The organism is Flavobacterium degerlachei (assembly GCF_900106645.1).
Lineage (GTDB): Bacteria > Bacteroidota > Bacteroidia > Flavobacteriales > Flavobacteriaceae > Flavobacterium > Flavobacterium degerlachei.
Map to the genome: position 1 here is coordinate 1 of NZ_FNMV01000019.1, position 25,757 is coordinate 25,757.

Sequence of the window (25,757 nt, forward strand, 5' to 3'; positions counted from 1 at the left end):
GACAACTGTTCAACAGCGACAGTAACGGTAACAGTAGTTGCAGCACCAATCAAAGCAGTAAATGATGTTGCAGGACCAATCAACGGAATAGTTGGCGGAGATGCAGGAATCAATGTATTGGATAATGATTTATTGAATGGCGTTAAAGTAACTCCATCAGATGTAAAAATCACTTCTACTCCAAACGGACCATTAACGGTAAACACAGACGGAACCGTAACGGTAGCAGAAAACACAAAAGCAGGAGAATACACAGTAGATTATACAATCTGCGAAGTATTAAATGCCGACAACTGTTCAACAGCGACAGTAACGGTAACAGTAGTTGCAGCAGCAATCAAAGCAGTAAATGATGTTGCAGGACCAATCAACGGAATAGTTGGAGGAGATGCAGGAATCAATGTATTGGATAATGATTTATTGAATGGCGTTAAAGTAACTCCATCAGATGTAAAAATCACTTCTACTCCAAACGGACCATTAACGGTAAACACAGACGGAACCGTAACGGTAGCAGAGAACACAAAAGCAGGAGAATACACAGTAGATTATACAATCTGCGAAGTATTAAATGCCGACAACTGTTCAACAGCGACAGTAACGGTAACAGTAGTTGCAGCACCAATCAAAGCAGTAAATGATGTTGCAGGACCAATCAACGGAATAGTTGGCGGAGATGCAGGAATCAATGTATTGGATAATGATTTATTGAATGGCGTTAAAGTAACTCCATCAGATGTAAAAATCACTTCTACTCCAAACGGACCATTAACAGTAAACACAGACGGAACCGTAACGGTAGCGCCAAACACAAAAGCAGGAGAATACACAGTAGATTATACGATCTGCGAAGTATTAAATGCAGACAACTGTTCAACAGCGACAGTAACGGTAACAGTAGTTGCAGCACCAATAGATGCAGTAAATGATGTTGCAGGGCCGATCAATGGAACAACGGGAGGAACGATACCATCTGTATTTACAAATGATACTTTAAACGGAGTTCCAGTTAATCCATCAGATGTAGTATTAACTTCTACACCAAACGGACCATTAAAAGTAAATCCAAACGGAACGGTAACTGTAGCAGCTAACACGCCAGCAGGAACTTATACGGTAGATTATACAATCTGTGAAGTGTTGAATCCAAACAATTGCGATACAGCAACGGTAACAGTAACAGTAGTTGCAGCGCTAATAGATGCAGTAAATGATGTTGCAGGGCCAATCAACGGAATAGTTGGCGGAGATGCAGGAATCAATGTATTGGATAATGATTTATTGAATGGCGTTAAAGTAACTCCATCAGATGTAAAAATCACTTCTACTCCAAACGGACCATTAACAGTAAACACAGACGGAACCGTAACTGTAGCAGAGAACACAAAAGCAGGAGAATACACAGTAGATTATACGATCTGCGAAGTATTAAATGCAGACAACTGTTCAACAGCAACGGTAACAGTAACAGTAGTTGCAGCACTAATAGATGCAGTAAATGATGTTGCAGGGCCGATCAATGGAACAACGGGAGGAACGATACCATCTGTATTTACAAATGATACTTTAAACGGAGTTCCAGTTAATCCATCAGATGTAGTATTAACTTCTACACCAAATGGACCATTAACAGTAAATCCAAACGGAACGGTAACTGTAGCAGCTAACACGCCAGCAGGAACTTATACGGTAGATTATACGATCTGTGAAGTGTTGAATCCAAACAATTGTGATACAGCAACGGTAACAGTAACAGTAATTGCTGTTCAACCAGATTCACCAAGTATTTCGATTGTAAAGACTGCTGTTTTCAATGATCGTAACAATGACGGTTTTGCTCAAGTAGGAGAGACAATAACATATAGTTTCCTTATTACCAATACTGGAAATATGCCGCTTTCAAATGTTACAGTAACAGATAATTTGTCTGGCTTAGTTTTAACAGGTAGTCCAATCCTTAAGTTAGAAGTTGGAGAGACAAATAGTACCGCATATTCTGCAACTTATGCTGTTACTTTATTAGATATACAATTAGGTTTGGTTACTAATAAAGCAAGTGTTACTGGTTCGACTTTAAATGGAACAGTTGTTAAAGATGATACCCAAGTTGAAATGGTACTTAATGAAGAGCCAATTGTTTTACCAGCTGTAAATTGTGTTATTGAAGTTTATAATGCAGTTTCTCCTAATGGTGACGGAAATAATGATTTCTTCAGAATAGACGGATTAGAATGTTATTCTGAAAATAGAGTTGAAATATACAATCGTTGGGGTGTTTTAGTATTTGAAAGAGACGGTTACAATAACTCGGACAAATCATTCAAAGGTATCTCCGAAGGGCGTGTTACCGTAAACCAATCAGAAGGATTGCCAACAGGAACGTATTATTATATTTTGAAATATAAAGACAACGAAGCAAAAGGGCATGAAAAAGCAGGATATTTATATATAAACAGATAAAACTATTCCCTCAGGGTTTAAAATATAAAATGATGAAAACAAAATTATTATTAGTTTTAATGCTATTATCGGGATGTATCTATGCACAGCAAGATGCTCAGTTTACCCAATATATGTATAACACAATTAATATTAACCCAGCGTATGCTGGATCAAGAGAGTCACTGAATGTCTTTATTTTGCACCGTAGCCAATGGGTGGGTCTTGATGGAGCGCCAACTACAAATGCAGCATCAATTCATACACCTATAAATGACAGTAATATAGGTATTGGAGTTTCTATCGTAAATGATAAGATTGGACCTTCTGATGAGAATAACATTGCAGTTGACTTGTCCTATAGTATTAATACATCAAAAGATTTTAAACTTTCTTTTGGATTAAAAGCGACAGCTAACCTACTGAATGTAGATTTTACTAGGCTTAATAGATATGATTTGAATGACTATAGTTTTGAAACCAACATAGACAATAAGTTTTCTCCAAATATAGGTGTAGGTTTGTATTTTCATTCCGATTATACATATGTAGGTTTGTCAGCTCCAAATTTATTGGAAACTAATCATTTTGACAGGTATGCTGGTGTAGGATCGAGTACTTACATTGCGAGAGAAAAAATACATTATTATTTAATGGCAGGCCATGTGTTTGACTTAAATGGAAATGTGAAGTTCAAACCATCCATGCTGACTAAAGTAGTTCAAGGTTCTCCTTTACAAGTTGATTTGTCTGGAAATTTTTTGATAAATGAAAAATTTGTAGCTGGTGTTGCGTACCGTTGGAGTGCGTCAGTAAGTGCTATGGTGGGTTTTCAAGCTAATGACTCTTGGTTTATTGGTTATGGTTATGACTTAGAAACGACTAAACTAGCTAATTATAATTCGGGTTCACATGAAATATTTTTAAGATATGAATTGTTTAAAAACTACGATAGAATAGTATCCCCAAGATTCTTTTAATTAATTATTATGAAAATTAAATCCTACGTATACATTACTCTTGTAAGCCTTCTAAGTTTTACGGGAAATGCCCAAAAAGTCAAAATAGCTCAAGCCGATAAACAATACGAACAGTATGCTTATATTGATGCGATAGCTACCTATGAAAAAGTGGCTGAAAAAGGGTACAAAGACGAAAAAATGTTTCAAAAATTAGGTAATGCTTACTATTTCAATGCAGAATTAGATAAGGCGGCCAAATGGTATGCTGAACTTTTTTTGATGAATAAAAATCAAGAGCCAGAATATCTTTATAGATATTCGCAAACTCTTAAATCTATAGGAGAATATACTAAAGCAGACGAAATATTAGATCAGTTTAATAAGAAATCAGGAAATGATTTAAGGGCTAAATTATACGAAAAGCACAAAGATTATTTAGAAGAGATTAAAGAAAATTCGGGTCGATTTAATGTCCAAGACGCAGGAATAAATTCTGAATTTTCAGATTATGGAAGCTCTTTTTCTGGTAATAAATTGGTTTTTGCTTCGGCACGAGATACAGTCGAGCGTTCTAAAAAAGTTTTTAAATGGACAAATCAGTCTTTTACTAATTTGTATAGCTCAGAAATAAAACCGGACGGTAAGTTAGAAGAGCCAAAACGTTTTGGAAACAGAATTAATTCAAAGTTTCATGAGTCTACACCAGTTTTTACAAAAGATGGCTCTACAATGTATTTTACCAGAAATAATTTTTTAGACGGTAAAAAAGGAAAAAACAGTAACAGAACAGTTTTGCTAAAAATATATAAAGCGACATTAAAAGATGGAGAATGGACGGATGTTACTGAACTGCCGTTCAATAGTAATCAGTACAGCGTTGCTCATCCTGCACTTAGTAGTGATGATAGAACTTTATATTTTGCCTCAGATATGCCAGGAACTTTTGGTCAATCTGATTTGTTTAAAGTTGCTATTAATGCTAATGGAACCTATTCAGCTCCTATTAATTTAGGGACAAAAATCAATACCGAAGGAAGAGAAACTTTCCCTTTTATTAGTGATGACAATGAGTTGTATTTTGCCACTGACGGTCGTCCCGGACTAGGAGGATTAGATATTTATGTTGCCAAAATTGAAAATAACGAGAGTTTTAATGAAGTGAAGAATGTAGGTTCGCCGGTTAATGGACCTAATGATGATTTTGCTTTCTTAATCAATAGCAAAACCCGTAGTGGATTTTTCACCTCTAATAGAGATGGAGGGAAAGGATACGATGATATTTACAAATTTTCTGAAATAAAGGAAATAATTTGTGAGCAAATCTTAAAGGGGACAATTACTGATAAGGAATCTGGTGATGTTCTTGAAGAAACTAAAATGAGTTTATTTGACGAAAAATACCAATTTCTAAAAGAAAGTAAAACTAATGAAAATGGAGAGTATAGTTTTGAAGTAGAATGTGGAAGTACGTATTATGTACGTGCAGAGAAATCTAATTATGAAACTAAAGAGGGTACTATTTCTATTGAAAATGTAAATGGAGAAAGTCATTTATCTCTTGAATTAGAAACGAGAATGAAGCCAATAACGGTAGGTACTGATCTCGCCAAAGTTTTAGATATTCCAATTATATATTTTGATTTAGATAAATCATTTATAAGAGAAGATGCTGCTTTTGAACTAGAAAAAATAGTTGCAGTAATGAATGATTTTCCTAAAATTAAAATAGATATACGTTCTCATACTGATAGCCGTCAAACAGCAAAATATAACGAAGCTTTATCTGACCGAAGAGCAAAATCAACTAGAGATTGGTTGATTAAAAATGGTGTAAATGCAAGTAGGTTAACTGCTAAAGGATATGGTGAGTCTCGACTTGTAAATAATTGTGGTGATGGAGTTCAATGTACTGAAGCGGAACATCAGCTAAATAGACGAAGTGAGTTTATAATTATTTCAGTTGACTAAGTAGTAGTATGAAAATATGTAAAAAGCTAATTGTTTGAGTAATCACACAATTAGCTTTTTTGACTTAAAAATAAGCTCTTAATTGTATGTTTCCAGTATGTATGGCTTGACTGGATTCACTTTTGCGCCCCTGATAATTTAGATTAATGTCAAGAAATTGGGTGATGTTCTTCTGAACTAGGAATCTCCATGTCATGTTTTGGCCTGTTTGCAGGCCTTCTAACATTTGGAATCCAACGGAAGAATATTGATTACCATCAAATTTGTTTTGGTAAAAAGAAACTTCTCCATTCATGGTTAACTTGTTTTCGCCAGCATAAGAGAATGAAGTTCCGAAACGACTTTGTAATAAGGTTTCGAAATCACCTATTCTATTATCCTTATTTTGCAGTTCGTAAAATAGATCCCAACTTGTGTTTTTAGAAAATAAGTAGCTAATTTTTGGTGCTAATTGGTAGCCTTTTATCGTGTAGTTTTGTTCAGGAAAGTTTTCAGATACGATTGATGTTTGAATAGTTTTGGCAAAGAAACCAAACAACCAACTTTTCTTTAACAAATGGGAATACTGGATTTGATGAGAATTATTGTCTGATTCTTGCGAACCTATAGAAAGTAAGTTTTTTGTTTTGTTTTCCAAATAGGAATAGGTAACCGAATGGTTTTGCTTTCCTCGATTGTAAAACAAACTGTTTCTGAAACTCGAGCTCAAGCCCAATATATTCTCCTTTGAAGAAGAGAATGGATTTAGTTCGAAATTGTTCCCTTCGTTTTTAGTTTTTCTATCAATGATAAAAGAGGCCTGATTATAAAAGAACGATGCTACTTTTTTAAATCCAGTTTCATTTTGCCATTGATTCGGATTTAAAATCAGAGATTGAGAGAATTTAGTTTGATGGGTTTTTATATAAACCCGATTGGGTAAGTAGATTCTAATGAATGTAGCCTGATCGATAAACGGAGCCACTTCAAATTCTTGTAGTTCTTGAATTCCATTATTGTTATAATCATTCCAAGTGTAAACTCCTTGTCCGGCAGCAACTTCTAAATAAGTAAATTCCTGTTGCGCCAATGTTCCGGAATTAGTTTCGTATGCGCTAGTCCCTTGAATTAATTGATTAAAAAATCGATCGTTATAGACGATTCTTGAATTTAGGGAAGGTTCCTTCTTTTTTGAAGAATCAGCAAAATCTAGCACCCTATAATTAGCATAAACGGACAAGTCGCTTTTGTTCGTTTGTATTAATTTCGATTTTAAAAAATAGGTTTGTGAACTGTTTACCCTTTGTAATAAACCATTTTGGATGCTGTCATTGTTTCTTTTCAAAAAACCTAATTCGACAAATACTTTTGTGCTATCGCCACGGCCTGTGAAAAATCCAAATTCTGAAAATCGTTGACTCAAATCAGAAAATTGGTTTGTAGATTTATTTTTTTCTTGATTGTCTTCAAGGCGCTGGCTTGTGCCAATCCAGTTTTTATCAAAATGATATCGGATTTGAGATTCATTCCGAATGAATTTTGATGAAGTCACTGTTCCATCACTTTTTAAGTAGCTTCCTTGGTTTTTAAACAGCCAGTTTTGAGTACTATATTGGCCATTTAAAATATGCCTGTTTCCCGAAAAACTGTCTGAAAATGCCAATTTTTCAAATTGATAGGTAATCAATCCTTTATTTGCGAAATCAATTCCGTTGTTCAAATTAAAGTTAAGCCCTGATACTAATAAACTTTGGTTCCCCGTTGCTGTTGTCGCCAAATTCCAGTCTCTGTTAAATTCAATGGTATAAAAGCGTTCAATTGAGCTAAATTCTTTTTGGGTAAATTGGTAATTAGCAAAGGCATCGACATTCCATTTTGATGAAAATAGGCGCTGTTTTATATTTAGTTTTCCGCTTAAACCTTGGTTGTCGGAGTCGTCACTATTCGAAAAAAGATTTTTATCATTATTACTGACAGCTATTTCAAAATCAACTGCTGATTTTTCTGAAGGTCTGTAATTTCCCAAAAATGTGGCGACTTGAATTTTTGTAGGTGATACCAATTGAATAATTGGTTCGTAATCTCCTTGAGGAATCGCATTAATAGGAGCAACATATTCATATATCCGAGTAATTGCCGAAGCATTCGTCAAAACGTAATTTCCTTTTTTAGCACCAACTGAATTGAACCGAACATTGAACAATTCTTGCTGTGAGTCATTTGAATATTCAAAAACTTCAACAGCGTTAATTATTGTTTTTTTATACAGCACTTTGTTGTCAGAATAGGAATCAACATATGCGGAAGGCGCCACCATCAATTCTGGATTATCTCCCGCTGCAACTAATATTTGCGCTTGTTCTTCAGTAAGATTTTGTTGCAGCGGTTGGTTTTTAATATCATTTTCAGAATATAAATAACTACCAAAACTCCATTTCTCATTTTCATGCGTTACTCCAGCATAAGTTACAAATCGAGTGTAATTTCTATCAGAGTATTGGTATTCTATTGCAATTCGCATTTCTGAAGTTATCGTAAACAAGGGAGTAAATGTAATTTCCCCAGCATTGTAGTCAATTGTATAGTCGTTGTTTTCTCCTCTTTTTAAAAGAAGGCCATTTACATAGACGCGTTCAGATCCTGAAATCACTAAGACATACAATTCTCCGTTTGTGCCTTTTAGCTTATAGGGTCCCTGACTACCTTCGATTCCTGTAAAATTGCTCTTGGCGTATTGGCCTTTTACCAAAGCCGCAGATGCAAAGACATTGGTTTTGTTTTTATCAGTTCCAAAAGTGAAATTGGCTGAAATTCCCTGTACTTTTTTATTGAAATTTAAAAATTGAGTTTTATGATTTTCAAGAAATACATCGCCTGCGCGAAGATTCCATTTGTCGCTGTAAAGTTCCATAAAGACATTATCAAACTGATCTAGTTTTTGGGAATATCCTCCATCCTGAAGTGGAATGTTACTGTCTTGCAAAGAGGCACGCAAACTCACTTTTTCGGATAATTTACCGGTGATTTGTAAGTCCAGATTGGAGTTTAAAACCGTGTTTTGGTTGTTTCCAATAGTAACGCCACGTGTAATGCTTCCCGAAGTGCTTAGTCCATCAAATGGAATGTTTTTTTGTGTTGGGTTAGCATCAACTCTATAAAGTTTTTCTTCATTGATGTCATTGCTGACGATTCGGCTGGGGTCGTAAGTTTGGTACTTTTTCGTTAAAAAATCGGGATATTTTAAATACTGTACCGTTAAAGAATCTGAGGTTATGAGAAAACTTTCGTTTAGGAATAATGTCCCATTTTGAAAGTCAACATTATAGTGAGCGGGGTCAATAGTATTGTCTTTGGCGTCAAGCAACTTGAAAAAACTCGAATTGAGACTTTCACTTTCAAGATGAATACTGTCCTTAGAAACAGGGATTTTTTTTATTTTGTATAATGATTTATTTTCCTGGGCTTGTAACCCAGAAAAATAAATAATCATCACGAATAGCAATACTTTTTTTAACATAAAGAAAATAACGTCTATGTCTCAAAAGTAGTGTATTCTATATTATTGTGGGCGTTTGTAACGTAATAACGATTAAAGTTTTATTATTTTTCGTCACTGGTTACAATTTGCATAGTTTCCGTGCTCACTTGTTTTAAAATCACTTTTTTACCTTGTTCAACTGTTTGCGTGGCCATGTCATCAAAATGTCTAATGGTATATAAAGTCACATTTTCGCTAAAGTCAACTTTGAATTTTTTTGACAATATGGTATTCAAAGTTTTAAAATTATCAAATTTATCCTCTACACATACTGAAAAACTAATGGCAGTATTCTGAATCAAGTTTACTTTAAGCTTAAATTGGTGAAACAAAGCAAAGATTTCGCTTATGTTTTCTTCCATAATGAAAGAGAAGTCAATTGATGAAAGAGAAATTAACAATTGGTTTCTTTTAACGATAAAGCAAGGTAAAAAAGGCTCTAATGCAACTCCTTTAGAAACACTTGTTCCTTTTAGCAAAGGGTTTATAAAAGATTTTACATACAATGGAATCTCCTTTTTTTGTAAAGGCTGTAATGTTTTTGGATGTATAACCGTTGCACCATAAAAAGCTAATTCTATCGCTTCACGATAAGAAATTTGGTTTAGCAAGCTCGCATTTTCAAAATATCTAGGGTCAGCATTCATGACTCCAGGTACATCTTTCCAGATAGTCACACTTTCTGCATTCAGGCAATAAGCAAAAATCGCAGCAGTATAATCAGAGCCTTCACGACCTAATGTTGTTGTGAAATTATTTTCATCAGAACCCAAGAATCCTTGAGTAACGTTCAGAATTTTTCTCTTTACATTTTTTGAGATGTTTTTATGAGTTAAATCCCAATCCACTTCTGCATCTCTATAGTTTGAATTTGTTTTGATGAAATTACGAACATCAAGGCAATTCGTTTGGATACCCATAAAATTCATGAAATGGCTCAATATAGTTGTAGAGATTAATTCTCCAAAACTCACTATTTGATCATAAACAAAATCATAATTTGGTGATTTATTGTGTGCTAAAAAATATTCTAAATCTGAAAAATGGGATTTCACCGCGACGAAAACTTCATTTTTGTCGTTGTCGAAAAGATCCAATAAGATTTGGTTATGGTACTTTTTGACTTCCTGAACAGATGATTGCAATGCTGATGATTTGTCAAAATAGTCTTTTATGACCACCTCTAGGGCATTTGTTGTCTTTCCCATAGCGGAAACTACTAACAGTACATCCTCAAAACCTACTTTTTGTAAAACGTCATAAACGTTTCTGATCCCTTCGGCATCTTTTACTGATGCTCCTCCAAATTTGAATACTCTCATATTTTTTTAAACAAATAATTTGTAACTCTATTTCAATCTATTATCGACAAAATAATTAATTCCTTCCTCGTCCATTTGTGCCAGATACCAGTCTTTAAGTACTTTTGCTCCTGATTTTTCATAAAATTCAATGGCGGGTGTATTCCAGTCAAGAACGTGCCAGTCAATTCTGCGTACATTGTCTTTCTTACCTTGTTTGATGATTTCAGAATACAAAGCATATCCTAATCCTGTGCCTCGCATCTTTTCTTTAACTACTAAATCTTCTAAGTGGATTATTTTTCCTTTCCAAGTAGAATATCGGTAATAGTACAATGCAATTCCTACAATTTCTGAATCTTGTTCTGCAACAAAAACATGAAATAATGGATTAGTACCAAAGCCATCTCGAACTAAATCATCAACCGTTATTAAAACCGCATCTGGCTCTTTTTCATAATCTGCCAGTTCTTGAATCAGCCCCAAAACGGCACCCATGTCTTCTGCTGTTCCTATTCGAATTTTCATATTATCTAATTTTAAAGGTTTAAATGCTTAAAATAAGCTTTTTGGACTCCTAATTTAGCTGTTTTATCAGCAAATATACAATACTGACAAACTAAGTAAATTTTATTCAATTCATTTTCACAAAATAAGCGATATTTGTGACCTTAAACTAACTACAACGATGTCGTAATGGAAGAACGCAACAAGACCTTAGGGGAATTTATCATTGAAAACCAAAATGCCTTTCAATATTCGTCGGGCGAATTATCCCGAATCATCAATTCAATCCGATTAGCAGCCAAAGTTGTTAATTATAAAGTGAACAAAGCTGGACTAGTGGATATAGTGGGAGCAGCAGGTGAACAAAACATTCAGGGGGAAGACCAACAAAAATTGGATGTTTATGCAAATGAGGTTTTTATTCAAACTTTAATAAACCGTGAAATTGTATGTGGAATTGCTTCTGAAGAAAATGACGAATTTATAACTGTCGAAGGAAGCGATAATAGCCATAACAACAAATATGTGGTTTTAATGGATCCATTGGACGGTTCATCTAATATTGACGTAAACGTTTCTGTGGGAACTATTTTTTCTGTTTATAGAAGAATAACTCCAATAGGAAGTCCAGTAACAATAGAAGATTTCTTGCAACCAGGAACAAATCAAGTTGCTGCAGGATATGTAATCTATGGTACATCGACAATGATTGTTTATACAACTGGTCATGGAGTAAACGGGTTTACATTAAATCCAGCAATTGGAACCTTTTATTTATCGCATCCAAACATGAGGTTTTCCGAAGACGGAAATATTTATTCTATTAATGAGGGGAATTATGTTCACTTTCCTCAAGGCGTTAAAAATTATATTAAGTATTGCCAATCAGAAGAGGGAGATAGACCATATACATCTCGTTACATAGGAAGTCTGGTTTCAGATATTCATAGAAATATGATAAAAGGTGGGATTTATATATATCCAACCAGTTCTAAAGCACCAAAAGGAAAACTACGACTGTTATATGAATGTAATCCAATGGCATTTATTGTAGAGCAGGCTGGAGGAAAAGCATCTGATGGTTTTGGAAGAATAATGGAAATTGAACCAACCGAATTACACGAACGTGTTCCGTTTTTCTGTGGAAGCTATAACATGGTTGAAAAAGCAGAAGAGTTTATGCACGATGCAAAATTAAGCAAGTACTAAAAGTAAAAACGCCCTAATTAAATTAGGGCGTTTTTTATATACTTTAATTATTCGTGTTTTTGCATTTCTGTAAGGAAGTCGTCTAAGTCTGCTTTATTGTCTACCAGTGATAGTGCAGTGGCAACAATAAAATCTACATTTTCAGGTGTAAATCCAATACCTAAACTAAGTTTTTTCAACATTACTTCTTGATTGTCTCCTAATATATGGTCAACATTCACTATTCGAGCTAAATCATACAAACGTTCTAATCGTTGCGCATACAAGTAAGGAGGGTTGATTGGGTATTTTGAAGGGTTTTCTAGAATTTCGGCATATTCTGCTTGAGAAATTTCTAGTCGAATCGCTAATTTGTCTAAAAATTCTTTTTCTTCCGGGGCAAAAATCCCGTCTGCTAATGCTAATCTTACAATGGAAGAAAAGTGACCTTTATTTCTTTGTTTGAATTCGCTATCAAATAAATCTGAAAATGACATAGTTAATTTTTTATTTATATTGGACAAAGATAATTCAATTTTTAAAATATTAATTTTCTTTTTAATTTTTCTTTGCAAACTGTGATTTTTAGTAAAATTTAACTAAGGATTTGAACGTTCGATTCAGTCATTTTCAAAATTAATCGTAAGTTTACAGCCCCTTTATCAATTTAATTATTTAACCTATGTCGCAGTTTTGGATATATTTTCAAATAGGATTAAAGCATGTTTTAGATATCAATTCTTATGATCATGTTCTGTTCTTAATCGCATTAGCTATTCCGTTTACTTTCAAGGACTGGAAGAGATTAGTACTTTTAGTATCGCTCTTTACCATTGGTCATACAATGGCCTTAATGCTTTCTGTTTTTGAGATTATTACGATCAAAGTGAGTGTGGTGGAACTGTTGATTCCTATAACTATTTTGATAACAGCATTTTATAATCTTTTTACGGCGGGAAGATCTAGTAAAAAAGAAGGCCTGAATTTGATATTTTTCGTGACTTTATTTTTTGGTATCATACATGGATTGGGTTTTTCAAACTACTTTAAATCGATTCTTGGCGGAGATGCCGTATCTAAAATATTGCCTTTGTCTGAATTTGCATTAGGAATTGAAGCTGCACAAATTGTTGTAGTTTTTATTGTTTTAATTTTGTCGTATATTGTACAAACCGTTTTTAGATTCTCAAGAAGAGATTGGGCATTAGTGTTTTCGGCATTCGTAATAGGAGTGGTATTGCCAATGATAATTGGAAATGAAATTTGGATAAGATAAAAATGGAGACAAAAAAGTTGAATAAATACGATAAAGCGTATCTTAGAATTGCTACAGAATGGGGACTTTTGTCGTATTGCAAGCGAAAACAAGTGGGCGCGATAATCGTTCGCGACCGAATGATAATTTCTGATGGTTATAACGGAACGCCTTCCGGTTTTGAAAATTGCTGTGAAGATGAAGAAGGATTGACACGTTGGGATGTTTTACATGCTGAAGCAAATGCGATACTAAAAGTGGCTAGATCTACTCAGTCTTGTGAGGGAGCTACTTTATATATAACGCTTTCGCCATGCAAAGAATGCAGTAAATTAATACACCAATCCGGAATTAAAAGAGTGGTGTATCATAATGGATACCGTGATGATTCAGGGATTCAGTTTTTAATAAAAGCGGGGGTAGTGGTTGAGCATATCCCAGCATTAGAGGAATAAATGAAAACAAAAATTACATATCTTCCTATACTTCTTGGCGCAACTCTTGCTCTTGGGTTTGCGTTAGGCGGGCTTTTGAATTCCTCTAACGAAAATTATTTTTCAGCAACTAGCACTTCAAAAACAAAACTCAATAAACTTATTGATTTTATCGACAATGAATATGTCGATGATGTGAATACCGATTCTATCGTTGATATAACGGTCGATAATATATTAGGACAACTTGATCCACATTCTGTTTATATGCCTCCAAGTGAGCAGGCACAAGTTGCTGAAAATATGAAAGGCGATTTTGTGGGAATAGGAGTTAACTTTTATATGTACAAAGATTCTCTAGCGATTATAAAACCAGTTGAAAATGGCCCTTCGGCAAAAGCGGGAATTAAAGCGGGTGACCGAATTTTATATGCTGGAAAGACAAAGCTATTTGGCCGTAAACTACCCAGTGACAGTTTGTTTTCTAGTTTAAAAGGAGAACAAGGTTCCGTAGTCGAGCTGACAATATACAGAAAATCAGAGCAAAAGAAATTAAAAGTAAAAATTAAAAGGGATGTCATTCCTTTGAAAAGTGTTGATGTTGCGGTACTCCTCAATCAAAATACAGGTTATATTAAAATCAATCGATTTGCTGAGACAACTTTTGAAGAGTTTAAGATAGGTCTAGCCAAATTGAAAAAAGAGGGGGCAAAAACATTGGTTATTGATCTTAGAGATAATGGCGGTGGTTATATGGATGAAGCCATTGAAATTGCTGATGAATTATTAAAAGACAAGCAGTTAATTGTTTTTACCAAAAATAAAAAAGGCAATGTCAAAAAAACCTATGCTACTAAAAAAGGGGAGTTCGAGAGTGGAAACGTATTTGTGCTAATCAATGAAAATAGTGCTTCTGCCAGCGAAATTTTAGCGGGTGCTATTCAGGATAATGATAGGGGAACTATTGTAGGTCGTCGTTCTTTTGGGAAAGGCTTAGTGCAGCGCGAAATGGATTTTAATGATGGTTCTGCTGTGCGGTTGACCGTTGCTAGGTATTATACTCCCACTGGGCGATCCATTCAAAAACCATATTCTAAGGGGAATGAAGAATATTTTAAAGAATCAGAATCTCGTTTTGAAAAAGGGGAGTTGTATGAGAAAGACAGTATAAAGGTAGTTGATAGCTTGAAATTCAAAACGCCAAAGGGAAAGATTGTATATGGCGGAGGAGGAATTGTTCCAGATGTTTTTATACCAATTGAATTAGAACACGGTGATATAAATGTTGTTTATTTAATGCAATCTGGAATCGTGGGTAACTTTGTATTTGAGCAGTTAGATCGTGATAGAAGTATTTTTAAAGGACTTTCATATGTGGATTTTGTTTCTAAAATGAATGCTAGTAATTTGTATTTTAATCAATTTCAGAAAAAACTATATCAAAACGGTTTAGATATAAATTTAACAGATAGTAAGGCAATTGTAAAGCGCTATCTCATGGCTGAATTTGCCCGACAGTTGTATGGAGAAATAAGTTATTATGAAATTGTTCTAAAGGAAGATGCAATGGTTAAAGCAGTCTTGAAAGCTAAAAAGTAAATGACGCAGTAGTTTTTTTATTTTTCCTTATCCCAGTCTTTTCTATATCGAATAAGTTCCTTGTCTATCATCTCTTTAGAGGTTTTTAATAAATATTCTGGATCTTCAGAGTAAAGTGGTGGGAAGTAAGTGATTTTTATTTCGGTGGTGAGTTTTCCAAAACATTTTAAAAAGTGTGGAATAAACGTATCGTCATTTATGAAAGCATCTGACTTTACTTTATAATCAATAGCGACGGGTAGTATTGCTGCTTTTATTTGGGCGGCAGTTTTAAAGGAGCCATAATTAAAGTCTACCGTTGTAGGTAAAATGTGAGTTGTGCCTTCTGGAAAATTAATTACAGAGTTGCCATTATTGATGACTTCTTTTATGTTTTCGCATGTTTTTTGTCGGCTTTCCGGACATTCTCTTTCAACAAAAATCACTCCCGATATTTTACAGATGTAGCCAATCAGCGGCCAAGATTCCACTTCTTTTTTACCTACAGGGAAAGCATGAATATGTCCTACAATAACTATTGGATCAAAGTAAGAACGATGATTGGCTACGATTAATCCTTGAACTATTGGTAATTCGCCATATACAGTTGTGCGGATTCCTAAAATGAAGTTGGTTATTTTAATTATAAAATCACGTAATAAAAGTGCGTTTCGCTTTGTGGTTTTTTTACTCCAAAATAGACTTAATATATAGAAGCTTAGAGAAAAAAAGGAAACGTAAATGATGAAAACCAGAAGTCTGGCGAGGCCTAGAAGAAATGAAAACATAGATTGGCTTTATAGAAAACGTAAATCTAACATTATTTTTCTAATATGCTAATTTCTGCTTATCTGATGCTGTCGTGTGCATGAGTTGGTATGCCACCATTCCATAAAGTAAGGATATCTGTAGCAACAGCCGCTCCGCTTCCAGCTGCGATAGCCAGTTGACTTCTCCAGCCAGCTAAAGTTCCAATCGCATAAATCCCATCGGCTACTTTGTGGTCGATGTTTTGTAATTGAATTCGTTGTTTTTCTGGTAGCGCTTTTTTGTGTGGTTCTACATATTGCATTAAGCCGTCAATAGCAAATGTATTTGCTGACCCAATACCAATAACTACAATTTTGCTTTTATAGGTGTTTTTGTTTGTGGTTACTGTGAATTCGGGATAATCCCCTTCAATTTTGAAGACTTTTTCGTTTGGTATTTGGTTTATGTGAGGATAAGTGCTTGATAAATGCGCTGTGCTTTCTTGTAGTAAAGTAGAGCCTAAGGTTCCTGGAGCAATTCCGTAAGCATTATTAAAAAGAGCATCTTGAAGCGATGAAGCCTTTTGATGTGTGAATATTCCAATTTTTTTGTCAGTGACAAAAGGTTTATTTTTTGCTGAACCAAGAACAAGTGCACAAGACATTCCAGAAACGCCTCCTCCGATAACTAATACATCAAACATAATTATAGTTTGTCGTTCATCTTTTCTTCGATTTTTTTAGACATTCTAAAAATCAACAGGATTAACACTGCGCAGAATGATGCTGCAATTCCAATAAAAGCAACTATGCTATCTCCTTGAAATGGGTGTTTGAAGTCTAATAAGGTGATGTTGAAGATAATAAGCGCCAATGCCAGAAATACTAAGATGTTGGTGAATATTTTCATAAGATTTTTTTTTCGCTGTATTTAAAAAATGAGTGCTGGAAACGATTTAAATTGAATGCATTTCCAGAAAAACCAGATTATTTTTACAGGCTACATTAGGGGGTAAATTTATAAAAAAAATAGTTAGACAAACAAACCTTTAACATTAGCTGCAAATAATTTAACAGCAATTGCTAGCAATATTACTCCAAAAACCTTTCTGATAATTCCTAAACCTGAAGATCCAAGCATTTTTTCGATTTTTGAAGATGATTTTAAAACAAGGTACACTAAAGCCATATTAAGGAAGATGGCAATAATTATGTTGACGGTATGGTATTGTGACTTTAAAGATAGCAAAGTAGTCATTGTTCCTGCGCCAGCAATTAAAGGAAAGGCGATTGGGACAATAGAAGCTGTCTCAGATTCCTCCTCTTTATATAAACGAATACCTAAAATCATTTCTAAAGCTAGAAAGAATAAAACAAAAGCACCGGCTACGGCAAAAGAGTTGACGTCAATTCCAATTATGTTTAACAATTCCTCTCCAACAAAAAGAAACATAATCATTATGATCATGGCTACGATAGTGGCTTTTTCAGACTGAATGTGTCCTACTTTTGTGCGCAAATCAATAATAATAGGAATGCTTCCTAAAATATCAATTACGGCAAAAAGTACCATTCCAACTGTAGCAATCTCTCTTAAATCAACGTCCATTATCATTTTTTAATTTTTAATTTTTTGCAAAGGTATAAGATTAGATGAGTTTTTTGTGTAATCACCACTTTATTAAGTATTCTAAGTGGCGGTTTTATCACATTCTTTTTTTTAAACCGACTCAGTTGCGTATTGTATTAGTGTTGTGTTAAAAGCAATATTTAATCAAGAAGCTTTGTCTTAGTTTGACTATCTTTGCGCTTTATAATCACAGTACCCATAGCAATGTTTCAATTAGGAAAAACCATCGTCTCAGAAGATATATTAAGTAAAGATTTTGTTTGCAATCTGTCAGCCTGTAAAGGAGCTTGTTGTGTTGATGGCGATGCCGGAGCACCATTAAGTGAGGAGGAAACTAAAATTCTAGAAGAAATATATCCTAAAGTAAAACCATTCCTTCGCAAGCAGGGAATTGCTGCAATTGAGGCTCAGGGAATTTGGGTAAAAGGTACTGATGGTGATCTTGAAACTCCACTGATTGATGATAAAGATTGTGCCTACGTTATTTTTGACGGTAAAACAGCACTATGCGGTATCGAGCAAGCGTATAATCAAGGTGTGATTGACTGGAAAAAACCTGTTTCTTGTCATTTGTATCCTATCCGAGTAAAAGATTTTACGGAGTTTGCTGCAGTTAATTATGACAAATGGGATATTTGTGATCCAGCCTGTTCTTTAGGTCAGGAGCTAGAAGTTCCCGTATATAAATTTGTTAAAGAAGCACTAGTTAGAAAATTTGGTGAAGACTGGTATATGGAACTTGAGAAAGTAGCTCAAGACATGAAAAAATAAAATACAAATTATAAATATTTCTCTGTTCTCTGTTTTTAGAATCCTATGTTTTACGGTGCTTTAGCTAGTTTTGTAAAATTTAAGATGCTGTAATTCAGATTGTTGAGGATGCTCTTAAAATCGTTCTGATTTTATCATTTTGTTAAAAACTATAACCGATTGTGGATAAGTTTGGCTTTTTATAACCGCCATTTTTTACAATCTTTGTAATCCACAGAATACATAAATTTTCAAAAAAACAACAACAGCAATGTCGCAAATTGAACCAATACTACAAGAAAATAAAAATCGTTTCGTAATTTTTCCTATCAAACACCATGATATATGGGAGTTTTATAAATCAATGGAGGCTAGTTTTTGGACTGCAGAGGAAATCGATTTGTCTCAAGATTTGAATGACTGGAATAATAAGCTGAATGATGACGAAAGATATTTTGTGAAACACATTCTTGCATTTTTTGCAGCTTCTGATGGGATTGTAAATGAGAATTTAGCAGAGAACTTTGTAAACGAAGTGCAGTATGCTGAAGCGAAATTTTTCTACGGTTTCCAGATAATGATGGAAAATATTCATAGTGAGACTTACTCATTATTGATTGATACTTATGTGAAAGATGATATTGAAAAAGACCAATTGTTTAATGCATTAGAAGTTTTTCCAGCAATTAAGAAGAAAGCGGATTGGGCTTTAAAGTGGATTGAATCAGATTCGTTTGCTGAAAGATTGATTGCATTTGCAGCTGTGGAAGGTATTTTCTTCTCAGGAGCATTTTGTTCTATTTATTGGTTGAAAAAACGTGGATTAATGCCAGGATTGACTTTCTCAAATGAGTTGATTTCTCGTGATGAAGGAGTTCATTGTGATTTTGCAGTGCATTTACACAACCATCACTTGGTGAATAAAGTGCCTAAAGAAAGAATCAGAGGAATAATCGTGGATGCTTTAAACATAGAAAGAGAATTTATTACGGAATCACTTCCAGTAAGTTTGATTGGGATGAATGCGGTGTTGATGACACAGTATTTAGAGTTTGTTGCTGATAGATTGTTAGTTGAATTAGGTTGCGAAAGAGAATACAATACTACAAACCCTTTTGACTTCATGGATATGATTTCATTACAAGGAAAAACGAATTTCTTTGAAAAGAAAGTGGCTGAATATCAAAAATCAGGTGTTATGAACTCTGATGGTGATTCCCAAAAAATCTCATTTGACGCTGACTTTTAATTTTTAAAAGCAAAAAAACGCAGCAGGAAAGTAACTTGAAAGCTTCGTTTTAGTAGAAAAATTATAATAAAGGAAACTTTGAATCTTCGTGTCTTTAAGGCTAGCGAAGATGAATTACTAAAGCATGAATACATTGTGCCTTAGCGTCCTAGTGGCAAAAATTAAATAACAAATAACAAGAAACAGCGAAGGGATTTTCTGTTTTAAAAACCAAAAAAAGTATGTACGTAGTAAAAAGGGATGGTCACAAAGAACCGGTAATGTTCGACAAAATCACAGATAGAATTAAAAAGCTATGTTATGGTTTGAATGATTTAGTGGATGCTGTGAAAGTGGCAATGCGAGTAATTGAAGGGCTTTATGATGGAGTTTCTACGTCAGAATTAGATAATTTAGCAGCTGAAACCGCAGCTTCTATGACTATTGCGCATCCAGATTATGCACAATTAGCCGCTAGAATTGCGATTTCGAATTTGCATTCGAATACAACAAAATCATTTTCGGAAACAATGACCGAAATGTTTGAATATGTAAACCCAAGAAATGGACAATATGCTCCATTAATTGCTGAAGATGTGTATAAAGTAATTCAGGAAAATGCTGAATTTCTTGACTCACACATCATTTACAACAGAGATTTTAACTACGATTATTTTGGTTTCAAAACATTAGAGCGTTCTTATTTGCTTAAGATAAACGGGAAAATTGTAGAGAGACCCCAACATATGTTAATGCGTGTTTCTGTAGGGATTCACTTAGACGATTTAGAGTCGGTTTTAGAGACCTATGATCTAATGTCTAAAAAGTTCTTTACACATGCAACGCCTACATTATTCAACTCAGGAACACCAAAACCTCAAATGTCTTCTTGCTTCCTTTTGGCAATGCAAGATGATAGTATTGACGGGATTTATGATACATTAAAACAAACGGCAAAAATCTCGCAATCGGCAGGTGGTGTAGGACTTTCTATTCACAATGTTCGTGCAACAGGTTCTTACATTCGTGGAACTAATGGAACTTCAAACGGAATTGTTCCTATGTTGAGAGTTTTTAACGATACTGCTCGTTATGTAGATCAAGGTGGTGGAAAACGTAAAGGTAGTTTTGCTATTTATATCGAAACTTGGCATGCCGATATTTTTGATTTCTTAGACTTGAAAAAAAATACAGGAAAAGAAGAAATGCGTGCTAGAGATTTATTCTTTGCCATGTGGACATCAGATTTATTCATGAAACGTGTACAGGAAGACGGAAATTGGACTTTAATGTGTCCTAATGAATGTCCTGGATTATATGACGTTTACGGTGAGGAATTTGAAAAAATGTACACTGATTATGAAAAAGCAGGTAAAGGTAGAAAAACCATCAAAGCACATGAATTGTGGGAGAAAATTCTAGAATCTCAAATTGAAACTGGAACACCATACATGTTGTATAAAGATGCGGCTAACCGTAAATCAAACCAAAAGAATTTAGGAACGATTCGTTCGTCTAATTTATGTACGGAAATCATGGAGTATACTTCTCCTGATGAGGTAGCGGTTTGTAACTTGGCTTCACTTTCATTACCAATGTTTGTTGAAAACGGAAAATTTGATCACGAAGCATTTTATAATGTAACAAAACGTGTGACAAAAAACTTGAATAAAGTTATTGATAGAAATTACTATCCTGTAAAAGAAGCTGAAAATTCAAATATGCGTCACAGACCAATTGGTCTTGGAGTGCAAGGATTAGCAGATGCATTTATTATGTTGCGTTTGCCTTTTACAAGTGATGAGGCTAAAAAGCTAAATCAAGAAATTTTTGAAACCTTATACTTTGCTGCTGTAACCTCTTCGATGGAAATGGCAAAAATAGAAGGACCTTATTCAACATTCAAAGGTTCGCCAATCTCTCAGGGAGAATTCCAACACAATCTTTGGAATATTAAAGATGAGGAATTATCAGGACGTTGGGATTGGGGTGCATTGAGAAAAGAAGTAATGGAGCACGGAGTACGTAACTCGCTATTAGTTGCGCCAATGCCTACTGCTTCAACTTCTCAGATTCTTGGAAACAACGAAGCATTCGAACCTTATACGTCTAATATTTACACACGTCGTGTATTGTCTGGAGAATTCATTGTGGTAAATAAACATTTATTGCACGATTTAGTAGATCGTGGTTTGTGGAATGAAACATTGAAACAAGAATTGATGCGTAATAACGGTTCAGTTCAGGATTTAGATATTCCACAAGACTTGAAAGAGTTGTACAAAACAGTTTGGGAAATGTCAATGAAAGACATTATCGATATGTCACGTCAACGTGGTTATTTTGTAGATCAATCTCAATCATTGAACTTGTTCATGCAAAATGCCAACTATTCTAAATTGACTTCGATGCATTTTTATGCTTGGCAATCTGGATTAAAAACAGGAATGTATTATTTGAGAACAAAAGCTGCGGTTGATGCGATCAAGTTTACCTTAAACAACGATAAGAAAGCAGAACCTATTGTAGTATCATCAAAACCAGCGGCTGTAGCAGTTGAGGCGGTTGAAGCTGTTGAGCCTGTTTCAATAAATGCTGACGAATACAGAGCAATGCTAGAATTGGCTAAAAATGCCGGTCCTGATGATTGCGAAATGTGCGGTTCTTAATTTGAATAAAGAATAAAGAATAAAGAATAAAGAGGAGCAGCTATCAATTTTGGTAGCTGTTTTTTTTATACTTATATTTTTTGACAATCAATATCGTTTTTAATAGTATACAAAGCTAAATAGAGCTGCCTTAATCAATTGTAGGTATTGATACGTATGTTATTTTCAGACTTGTTAATCTTTAAAACTAAGTTTCTTTTTGCGTTTTGATGGAATTATATAAAAATATCCAAAAATTCTATAAAAGTGAACTGCTTTGTGCAGAGTATATTTGTAATATCAAATGACACAATTATGGGAGCGATTGAAAATAGTAAGAAAATATGCAAAGGAGTAATACAATTATTTTATGCTACTTGTACTAATGACCTGATTATATATTCAAAACAAGCCAGTAATGTTGAGATATTTATCCTAGCCTTTTTCATAGAATGTAATCGCCACTTTATCGCTGACAGTCTTTTTATGAATGTGTTTAAGAAATACATGTAGTATCTTAAATAACATCTAACATCGATTATAGAGCGCAAATACGAATCAATACGCATACAATACTCAAGTTTAAATAATAAGTACAGCTATCAATTTTGGTAGCTGTTTTTTTTTGGAGCTATTTACTTCCTCGGTTCGCTTCGCTCGTGTCTCGCTTTTCGTTTCAACCTTTTTATTTTTAAGGAAAAACAAAAAGCATTTTCACTGTAGTCGGGGCTAGGGAATTGATGTTTGAAATGATTTTAGGGTTGTCAGTTGAGTTTGTTTTTAATTATTTTAAATGTTAAATAGCAATTGCTAAAGCTGCATAATAATGAATATTCTTAATAATAATTTAAGAATAAATCACTATATTTGAGTAGGTTGAGATTATTTATCAGACTTTTTTTAATTTTTAAAAATAGTAAATATGAAAAGTAAAACATTTAAAATTACCGATAATATACTCGCTTCACAAGGGCAACGTTTCCTAAACGCAGTAATTGACTCGCTCTTTATTTATATCCTTGTTTTGAGTGCAGGAACGACTATTGTTTTAATAGCTGAAGCTACAAATAACTTTGCGGTTTCTGCTTGGGTTGAAAACTTGAGTGGAGTAGAAATTATGGGTTACGGATTGCTGATAATGTTTTTGTATTACTTTTTAACCGAAGTTTATTTCTCTAGAACACTTGCTAAATTAATTACTCATACTATTGTTGTTAAAAGTGATGGTTCAAAACCCACAATCAAAATGATATTTATCAGAACCTTAAGTCGGTTTATTATTTTTGAAGCCTTATCTTATTTAGGTGCAATTTCTAGAGGCTGGCATGATAGTCTTTCAGGAACTTATGTGGTTAGGAAAAAAAAATTAGCAAAAAGTAAATATTACTTTCAACATCCAGAAGAATTTGGAAGAGTAGAATAATAAAGAAACACTATTTAAAGAAGCCTTTTAGTTTTTTGAATTAAGTTTTAAGAAGGAGTTTTGTATAAAAAAAAGGGAAACAGTTTTTGTTTCCCTTTTTCATTGGTATTTAGCCTTAAGTGCAATGGCAAGCTTAATAGCTGTGTTGCATAAAACTTATAACTCAGTAAACGGATCGACACCATTATTAATCTCTTCAATAGATTGTCCTATTTGAACATTCTCTAATTTTAAATCGAGTAGTCCTTTATGACTTGTAGCGATTTTTAGATTATTTTGAAATGTTTTCCAATCCTCCCAGCTGGTTTCTAATCCGCCAATAGGAATAATACTAACCCACATTCTCCATGCTTTGGGCATATAGTTTTCATCTACTAACCATACGTACGAATCTCCAGGCGTACTTCCTCCAGATGCGTAGGTAATCATAAGAGCTTCTTGGTTATCTTGCATCACGATACTTCTTGTAGTACCTGAGTCGCGTAATTTAAAAGGAGCAATAAGCCAGAACGAATCATTGTTAAAGTAATCATTTGCTTTGTTTATGGCATCCGTTTTTTGGGAGTCGGTTAGTTTTTTGTCATTTTCATAAGCTACACCTTCTAGGGTTTTATTATTGTAAAGCACTTTTTTATCATCCCATTTTACCTGAATTAAATTGCGTTTTTTGTCCCATAGGTAATGATGATTCCCTCTAAATGTAAAAGAAACGACATTAGTAGTGTCCCAAGCTTTTTGATTGATAGCTATTTGGATTTTATCAGTAAGTGCTTCGGCTTTTATTCCTTTTTGTCCTACAGGCAATGGTTTGCTTGCAAAATAGAGCACTCCCAAGAGCATACTTACAAGGATCAGGATGAGAAAAGTGATTATTTTGATAATTTTTTTCATGATTTTAAAAAAGGGTTTTATAAATTTAAAATGGCTTTAACAGTATTCTCGGCAGCAATTACAGCGCCTTCCATATAACCAGGATATTGATTGGCAGTTTCTGTTCCCGCAAAAAATAAGCGGTTGTCGCAATATGATTCCCTAAATAAAGGATGCCCATTATTTTGATGCGGATACATAAACCCAATTTGTTCCGCACTTTTTGTGTGTTTTTCCTTTGCCCAAACAGTCTCATGGTAAGACGTGAAATCCAGTGCTTCCTGACCAAAAATTTTAAATAATTGTGTTTTTAATTTTTCCAAGCGCTCTGTTTTAGAATACATCTCCATTCCAGAACTGATAAAGCCACAAAGTGCAAATTTATCTAAGTCGGAATTTGACTGGTCGTAAAACTCGGTTATAGGTCCCACATTACTAAAAAAAGTGCCTGAATATTTCTTGTTGCGCCAGAAAGGTTCAGCGTATACAAAGGCGACTTTAATTGAATCCTGCATCCATGTATGAGTTTTCTCAGCTATAGCGCTCAGTTTCTGTGGTAGAGCAGGAGTGATAATAATGTCATTTGTGAACAAGGCTTGTGGCAATGTCGAAATTACATAATCAGCCTCGATAGATTGATTTTGAGTTGTAATTAAGGCTTTATCATTTTCAAAATTAAGACTAGAAACTGATTCGTTTAAGTGAATAGGAACTTGAATTAATTTATTTTTTAGGGTTTCGATAAGTTGGCTTGTACCACCCGAAACTCTGTAGCTTGGACTGTTTTGTGGAATTTGGATTTCTTGCACTGCAGCTGCTGAAAACGGTTCGAAATAAGATGTGCCTTGCATGAACTGTTCAAAATAATCAAGTTCTAGCTCCTTTAAAAGCGTTCTGAAATTCACATGAATGTCGTTAAACCAAGTGGCGCCCATTTCTACTTGAGCGGTATCAGAATGTAATGTGTGAATTCGTCCACCAATACGTTCTCTAGCTTCAATAATTTCAATTTCAAAACCTTTGTTTTGTAGGCGGTAGGCGGTTAATAATCCGCTTAATCCAGCTCCTAGGATGATTATTTTTTTAGACATTTACATAGTAGTTAAGTGTCGTAAAAGTACAATCTGTTTGTTTAAAATTGACTTTCGAAGTATCAATTTATCAAATAGTGTTATTGTGATTTCAGTCATTTGAAGAAGAAAGAGGGCTATAAAAACTCAATTCTACAGAACAACTTTTATAAATAAAGATAAAGCTATTTTTAGTTATTGCTATTTCTCTATCTTTGAAAAATAATCCAATTATTCAAA

The 25,757-nt window shown here is 34.2% G+C and carries 22 protein-coding genes; 12 read left to right on the forward strand and 10 right to left on the reverse strand.

Annotated features, from left to right (window positions below; all coding sequences use genetic code 11):
• The 3 genes from BLV91_RS15650 to BLV91_RS15660 all read left to right on the forward strand — a co-directional run.
• Positions 1-2,460: T9SS type B sorting domain-containing protein (locus tag BLV91_RS15650; protein ID WP_139262358.1), on the forward strand; the 2,460-nt coding region annotated here is incomplete at its 5' end.
• A 32-nt stretch (positions 2,461-2,492) separates the two neighbouring features.
• Positions 2,493-3,419, forward strand: coding sequence for a PorP/SprF family type IX secretion system membrane protein (locus tag BLV91_RS15655; RefSeq protein WP_091434983.1), 927 nt, complete (start codon positions 2,493-2,495; stop codon positions 3,417-3,419).
• Positions 3,420-3,428: 9 nt separating this feature from the next.
• Positions 3,429-5,369: an OmpA family protein gene (locus tag BLV91_RS15660; RefSeq protein WP_091434985.1), complete on the forward strand. Its 1,941-nt coding sequence runs from the start codon at positions 3,429-3,431 to the stop codon at positions 5,367-5,369.
• Between the two features lie 64 nt (positions 5,370-5,433).
• On the opposite strand, the gene BLV91_RS15665 is transcribed toward BLV91_RS15660, so the two are convergent.
• The 3 genes from BLV91_RS15665 to BLV91_RS15675 all read right to left on the reverse strand — a co-directional run bounded on the left by BLV91_RS15665 (position 5,434) and on the right by BLV91_RS15675 (position 10,715).
• The gene (locus BLV91_RS15665) at positions 5,434-8,865 is read right to left on the reverse strand and encodes a hypothetical protein (RefSeq protein ID WP_091434986.1); all 3,432 of its coding nucleotides are present in this window, start codon (positions 8,863-8,865) and stop codon (positions 5,434-5,436) included.
• A gap of 83 nt (positions 8,866-8,948) precedes the next feature.
• Entirely contained in the window at positions 8,949-10,208 is a 1,260-nt protein-coding gene (locus BLV91_RS15670; protein WP_091434988.1) for an aspartate kinase, read from the reverse strand.
• A 27-nt stretch (positions 10,209-10,235) separates the two neighbouring features.
• The gene (locus BLV91_RS15675; RefSeq protein WP_091434990.1) at positions 10,236-10,715 is read right to left on the reverse strand and encodes a GNAT family N-acetyltransferase; all 480 of its coding nucleotides are present in this window, start codon (positions 10,713-10,715) and stop codon (positions 10,236-10,238) included.
• A gap of 168 nt (positions 10,716-10,883) precedes the next feature.
• Here BLV91_RS15675 and fbp point away from each other — a divergent pair, with 168 nt between their 5' ends.
• Positions 10,884-11,903, forward strand: coding sequence for a class 1 fructose-bisphosphatase (gene fbp / locus BLV91_RS15680; protein WP_091434991.1), 1,020 nt, complete (start codon positions 10,884-10,886; stop codon positions 11,901-11,903).
• A 47-nt stretch (positions 11,904-11,950) separates the two neighbouring features.
• Here fbp and BLV91_RS15685 read toward each other — a convergent pair whose 3' ends face one another.
• On the reverse strand, positions 11,951-12,379 hold the full coding sequence (locus BLV91_RS15685; protein WP_091435087.1) for a tellurite resistance TerB family protein: 429 nt from the start codon (positions 12,377-12,379) through the stop codon (positions 11,951-11,953).
• 185 nt (positions 12,380-12,564) lie between these two features.
• Here BLV91_RS15685 and BLV91_RS15690 point away from each other — a divergent pair, with 185 nt between their 5' ends.
• From BLV91_RS15690 to BLV91_RS15700, 3 genes are read left to right on the forward strand one after another with little or no spacing between them, the layout of a single operon-like run.
• Positions 12,565-13,158 carry a HupE/UreJ family protein gene (locus BLV91_RS15690; protein ID WP_091434993.1) on the forward strand — a complete coding sequence of 198 codons (594 nt, stop codon included), beginning with the start codon at positions 12,565-12,567 and terminating at the stop codon, positions 13,156-13,158.
• A gap of 2 nt (positions 13,159-13,160) precedes the next feature.
• Complete coding sequence (locus BLV91_RS15695; RefSeq protein ID WP_091434995.1) at positions 13,161-13,592, forward strand: deoxycytidylate deaminase; 432 nt, start codon at positions 13,161-13,163, stop codon at positions 13,590-13,592.
• Complete coding sequence (locus tag BLV91_RS15700; RefSeq protein WP_091434997.1) at positions 13,593-15,170, forward strand: S41 family peptidase; 1,578 nt, start codon at positions 13,593-13,595, stop codon at positions 15,168-15,170.
• A 17-nt stretch (positions 15,171-15,187) separates the two neighbouring features.
• Here the strand turns inward: BLV91_RS15700 and BLV91_RS15705 are convergent, their stop codons facing one another.
• The 4 genes from BLV91_RS15705 to BLV91_RS15720 form a co-directional block, all read right to left on the reverse strand.
• On the reverse strand, positions 15,188-15,937 hold the full coding sequence (locus tag BLV91_RS15705) for a lysophospholipid acyltransferase family protein (RefSeq protein ID WP_091434998.1): 750 nt from the start codon (positions 15,935-15,937) through the stop codon (positions 15,188-15,190).
• 59 nt (positions 15,938-15,996) lie between these two features.
• On the reverse strand, positions 15,997-16,602 hold the full coding sequence (locus tag BLV91_RS15710; RefSeq protein WP_091435000.1) for an FAD-dependent oxidoreductase: 606 nt from the start codon (positions 16,600-16,602) through the stop codon (positions 15,997-15,999).
• Positions 16,603-16,604: 2 nt separating this feature from the next.
• Positions 16,605-16,808, reverse strand: a complete 204-nt coding sequence (locus tag BLV91_RS15715) for a hypothetical protein (RefSeq protein WP_091435002.1) — start codon at positions 16,806-16,808, stop codon at positions 16,605-16,607.
• Between the two features lie 123 nt (positions 16,809-16,931).
• A complete protein-coding gene (locus BLV91_RS15720) occupies positions 16,932-17,507 on the reverse strand; it encodes a MarC family protein (RefSeq protein ID WP_394331844.1) in 576 nt (191 codons plus the stop codon).
• A 225-nt stretch (positions 17,508-17,732) separates the two neighbouring features.
• Between BLV91_RS15720 and BLV91_RS15725 the strand changes: the two genes are divergently transcribed.
• The 5 genes from BLV91_RS15725 to BLV91_RS15745 all read left to right on the forward strand — a co-directional run bounded on the left by BLV91_RS15725 (position 17,733) and on the right by BLV91_RS15745 (position 23,577).
• A complete protein-coding gene (locus BLV91_RS15725; RefSeq protein ID WP_091435004.1) occupies positions 17,733-18,299 on the forward strand; it encodes a DUF3109 family protein in 567 nt (188 codons plus the stop codon).
• Between the two features lie 250 nt (positions 18,300-18,549).
• Complete coding sequence (locus BLV91_RS15730; protein ID WP_091435006.1) at positions 18,550-19,527, forward strand: ribonucleotide-diphosphate reductase subunit beta; 978 nt, start codon at positions 18,550-18,552, stop codon at positions 19,525-19,527.
• A gap of 221 nt (positions 19,528-19,748) precedes the next feature.
• The gene (locus tag BLV91_RS15735; protein ID WP_091435007.1) at positions 19,749-22,175 is read left to right on the forward strand and encodes a ribonucleoside-diphosphate reductase subunit alpha; all 2,427 of its coding nucleotides are present in this window, start codon (positions 19,749-19,751) and stop codon (positions 22,173-22,175) included.
• Positions 22,176-22,469: 294 nt separating this feature from the next.
• Positions 22,470-22,667 carry a hypothetical protein gene (locus tag BLV91_RS15740; protein ID WP_091435009.1) on the forward strand — a complete coding sequence of 66 codons (198 nt, stop codon included), beginning with the start codon at positions 22,470-22,472 and terminating at the stop codon, positions 22,665-22,667.
• Positions 22,668-23,076: 409 nt separating this feature from the next.
• Positions 23,077-23,577: an RDD family protein gene (locus BLV91_RS15745; protein WP_091435010.1), complete on the forward strand. Its 501-nt coding sequence runs from the start codon at positions 23,077-23,079 to the stop codon at positions 23,575-23,577.
• Between the two features lie 156 nt (positions 23,578-23,733).
• Here the strand turns inward: BLV91_RS15745 and BLV91_RS15750 are convergent, their stop codons facing one another.
• Entirely contained in the window at positions 23,734-24,468 is a 735-nt protein-coding gene (locus BLV91_RS15750) for a hypothetical protein (RefSeq protein ID WP_091435012.1), read from the reverse strand.
• A gap of 17 nt (positions 24,469-24,485) precedes the next feature.
• Entirely contained in the window at positions 24,486-25,538 is a 1,053-nt protein-coding gene (locus BLV91_RS15755) for a flavin monoamine oxidase family protein (protein WP_091435014.1), read from the reverse strand.
• Positions 25,539-25,757 lie beyond the last annotated feature (219 nt).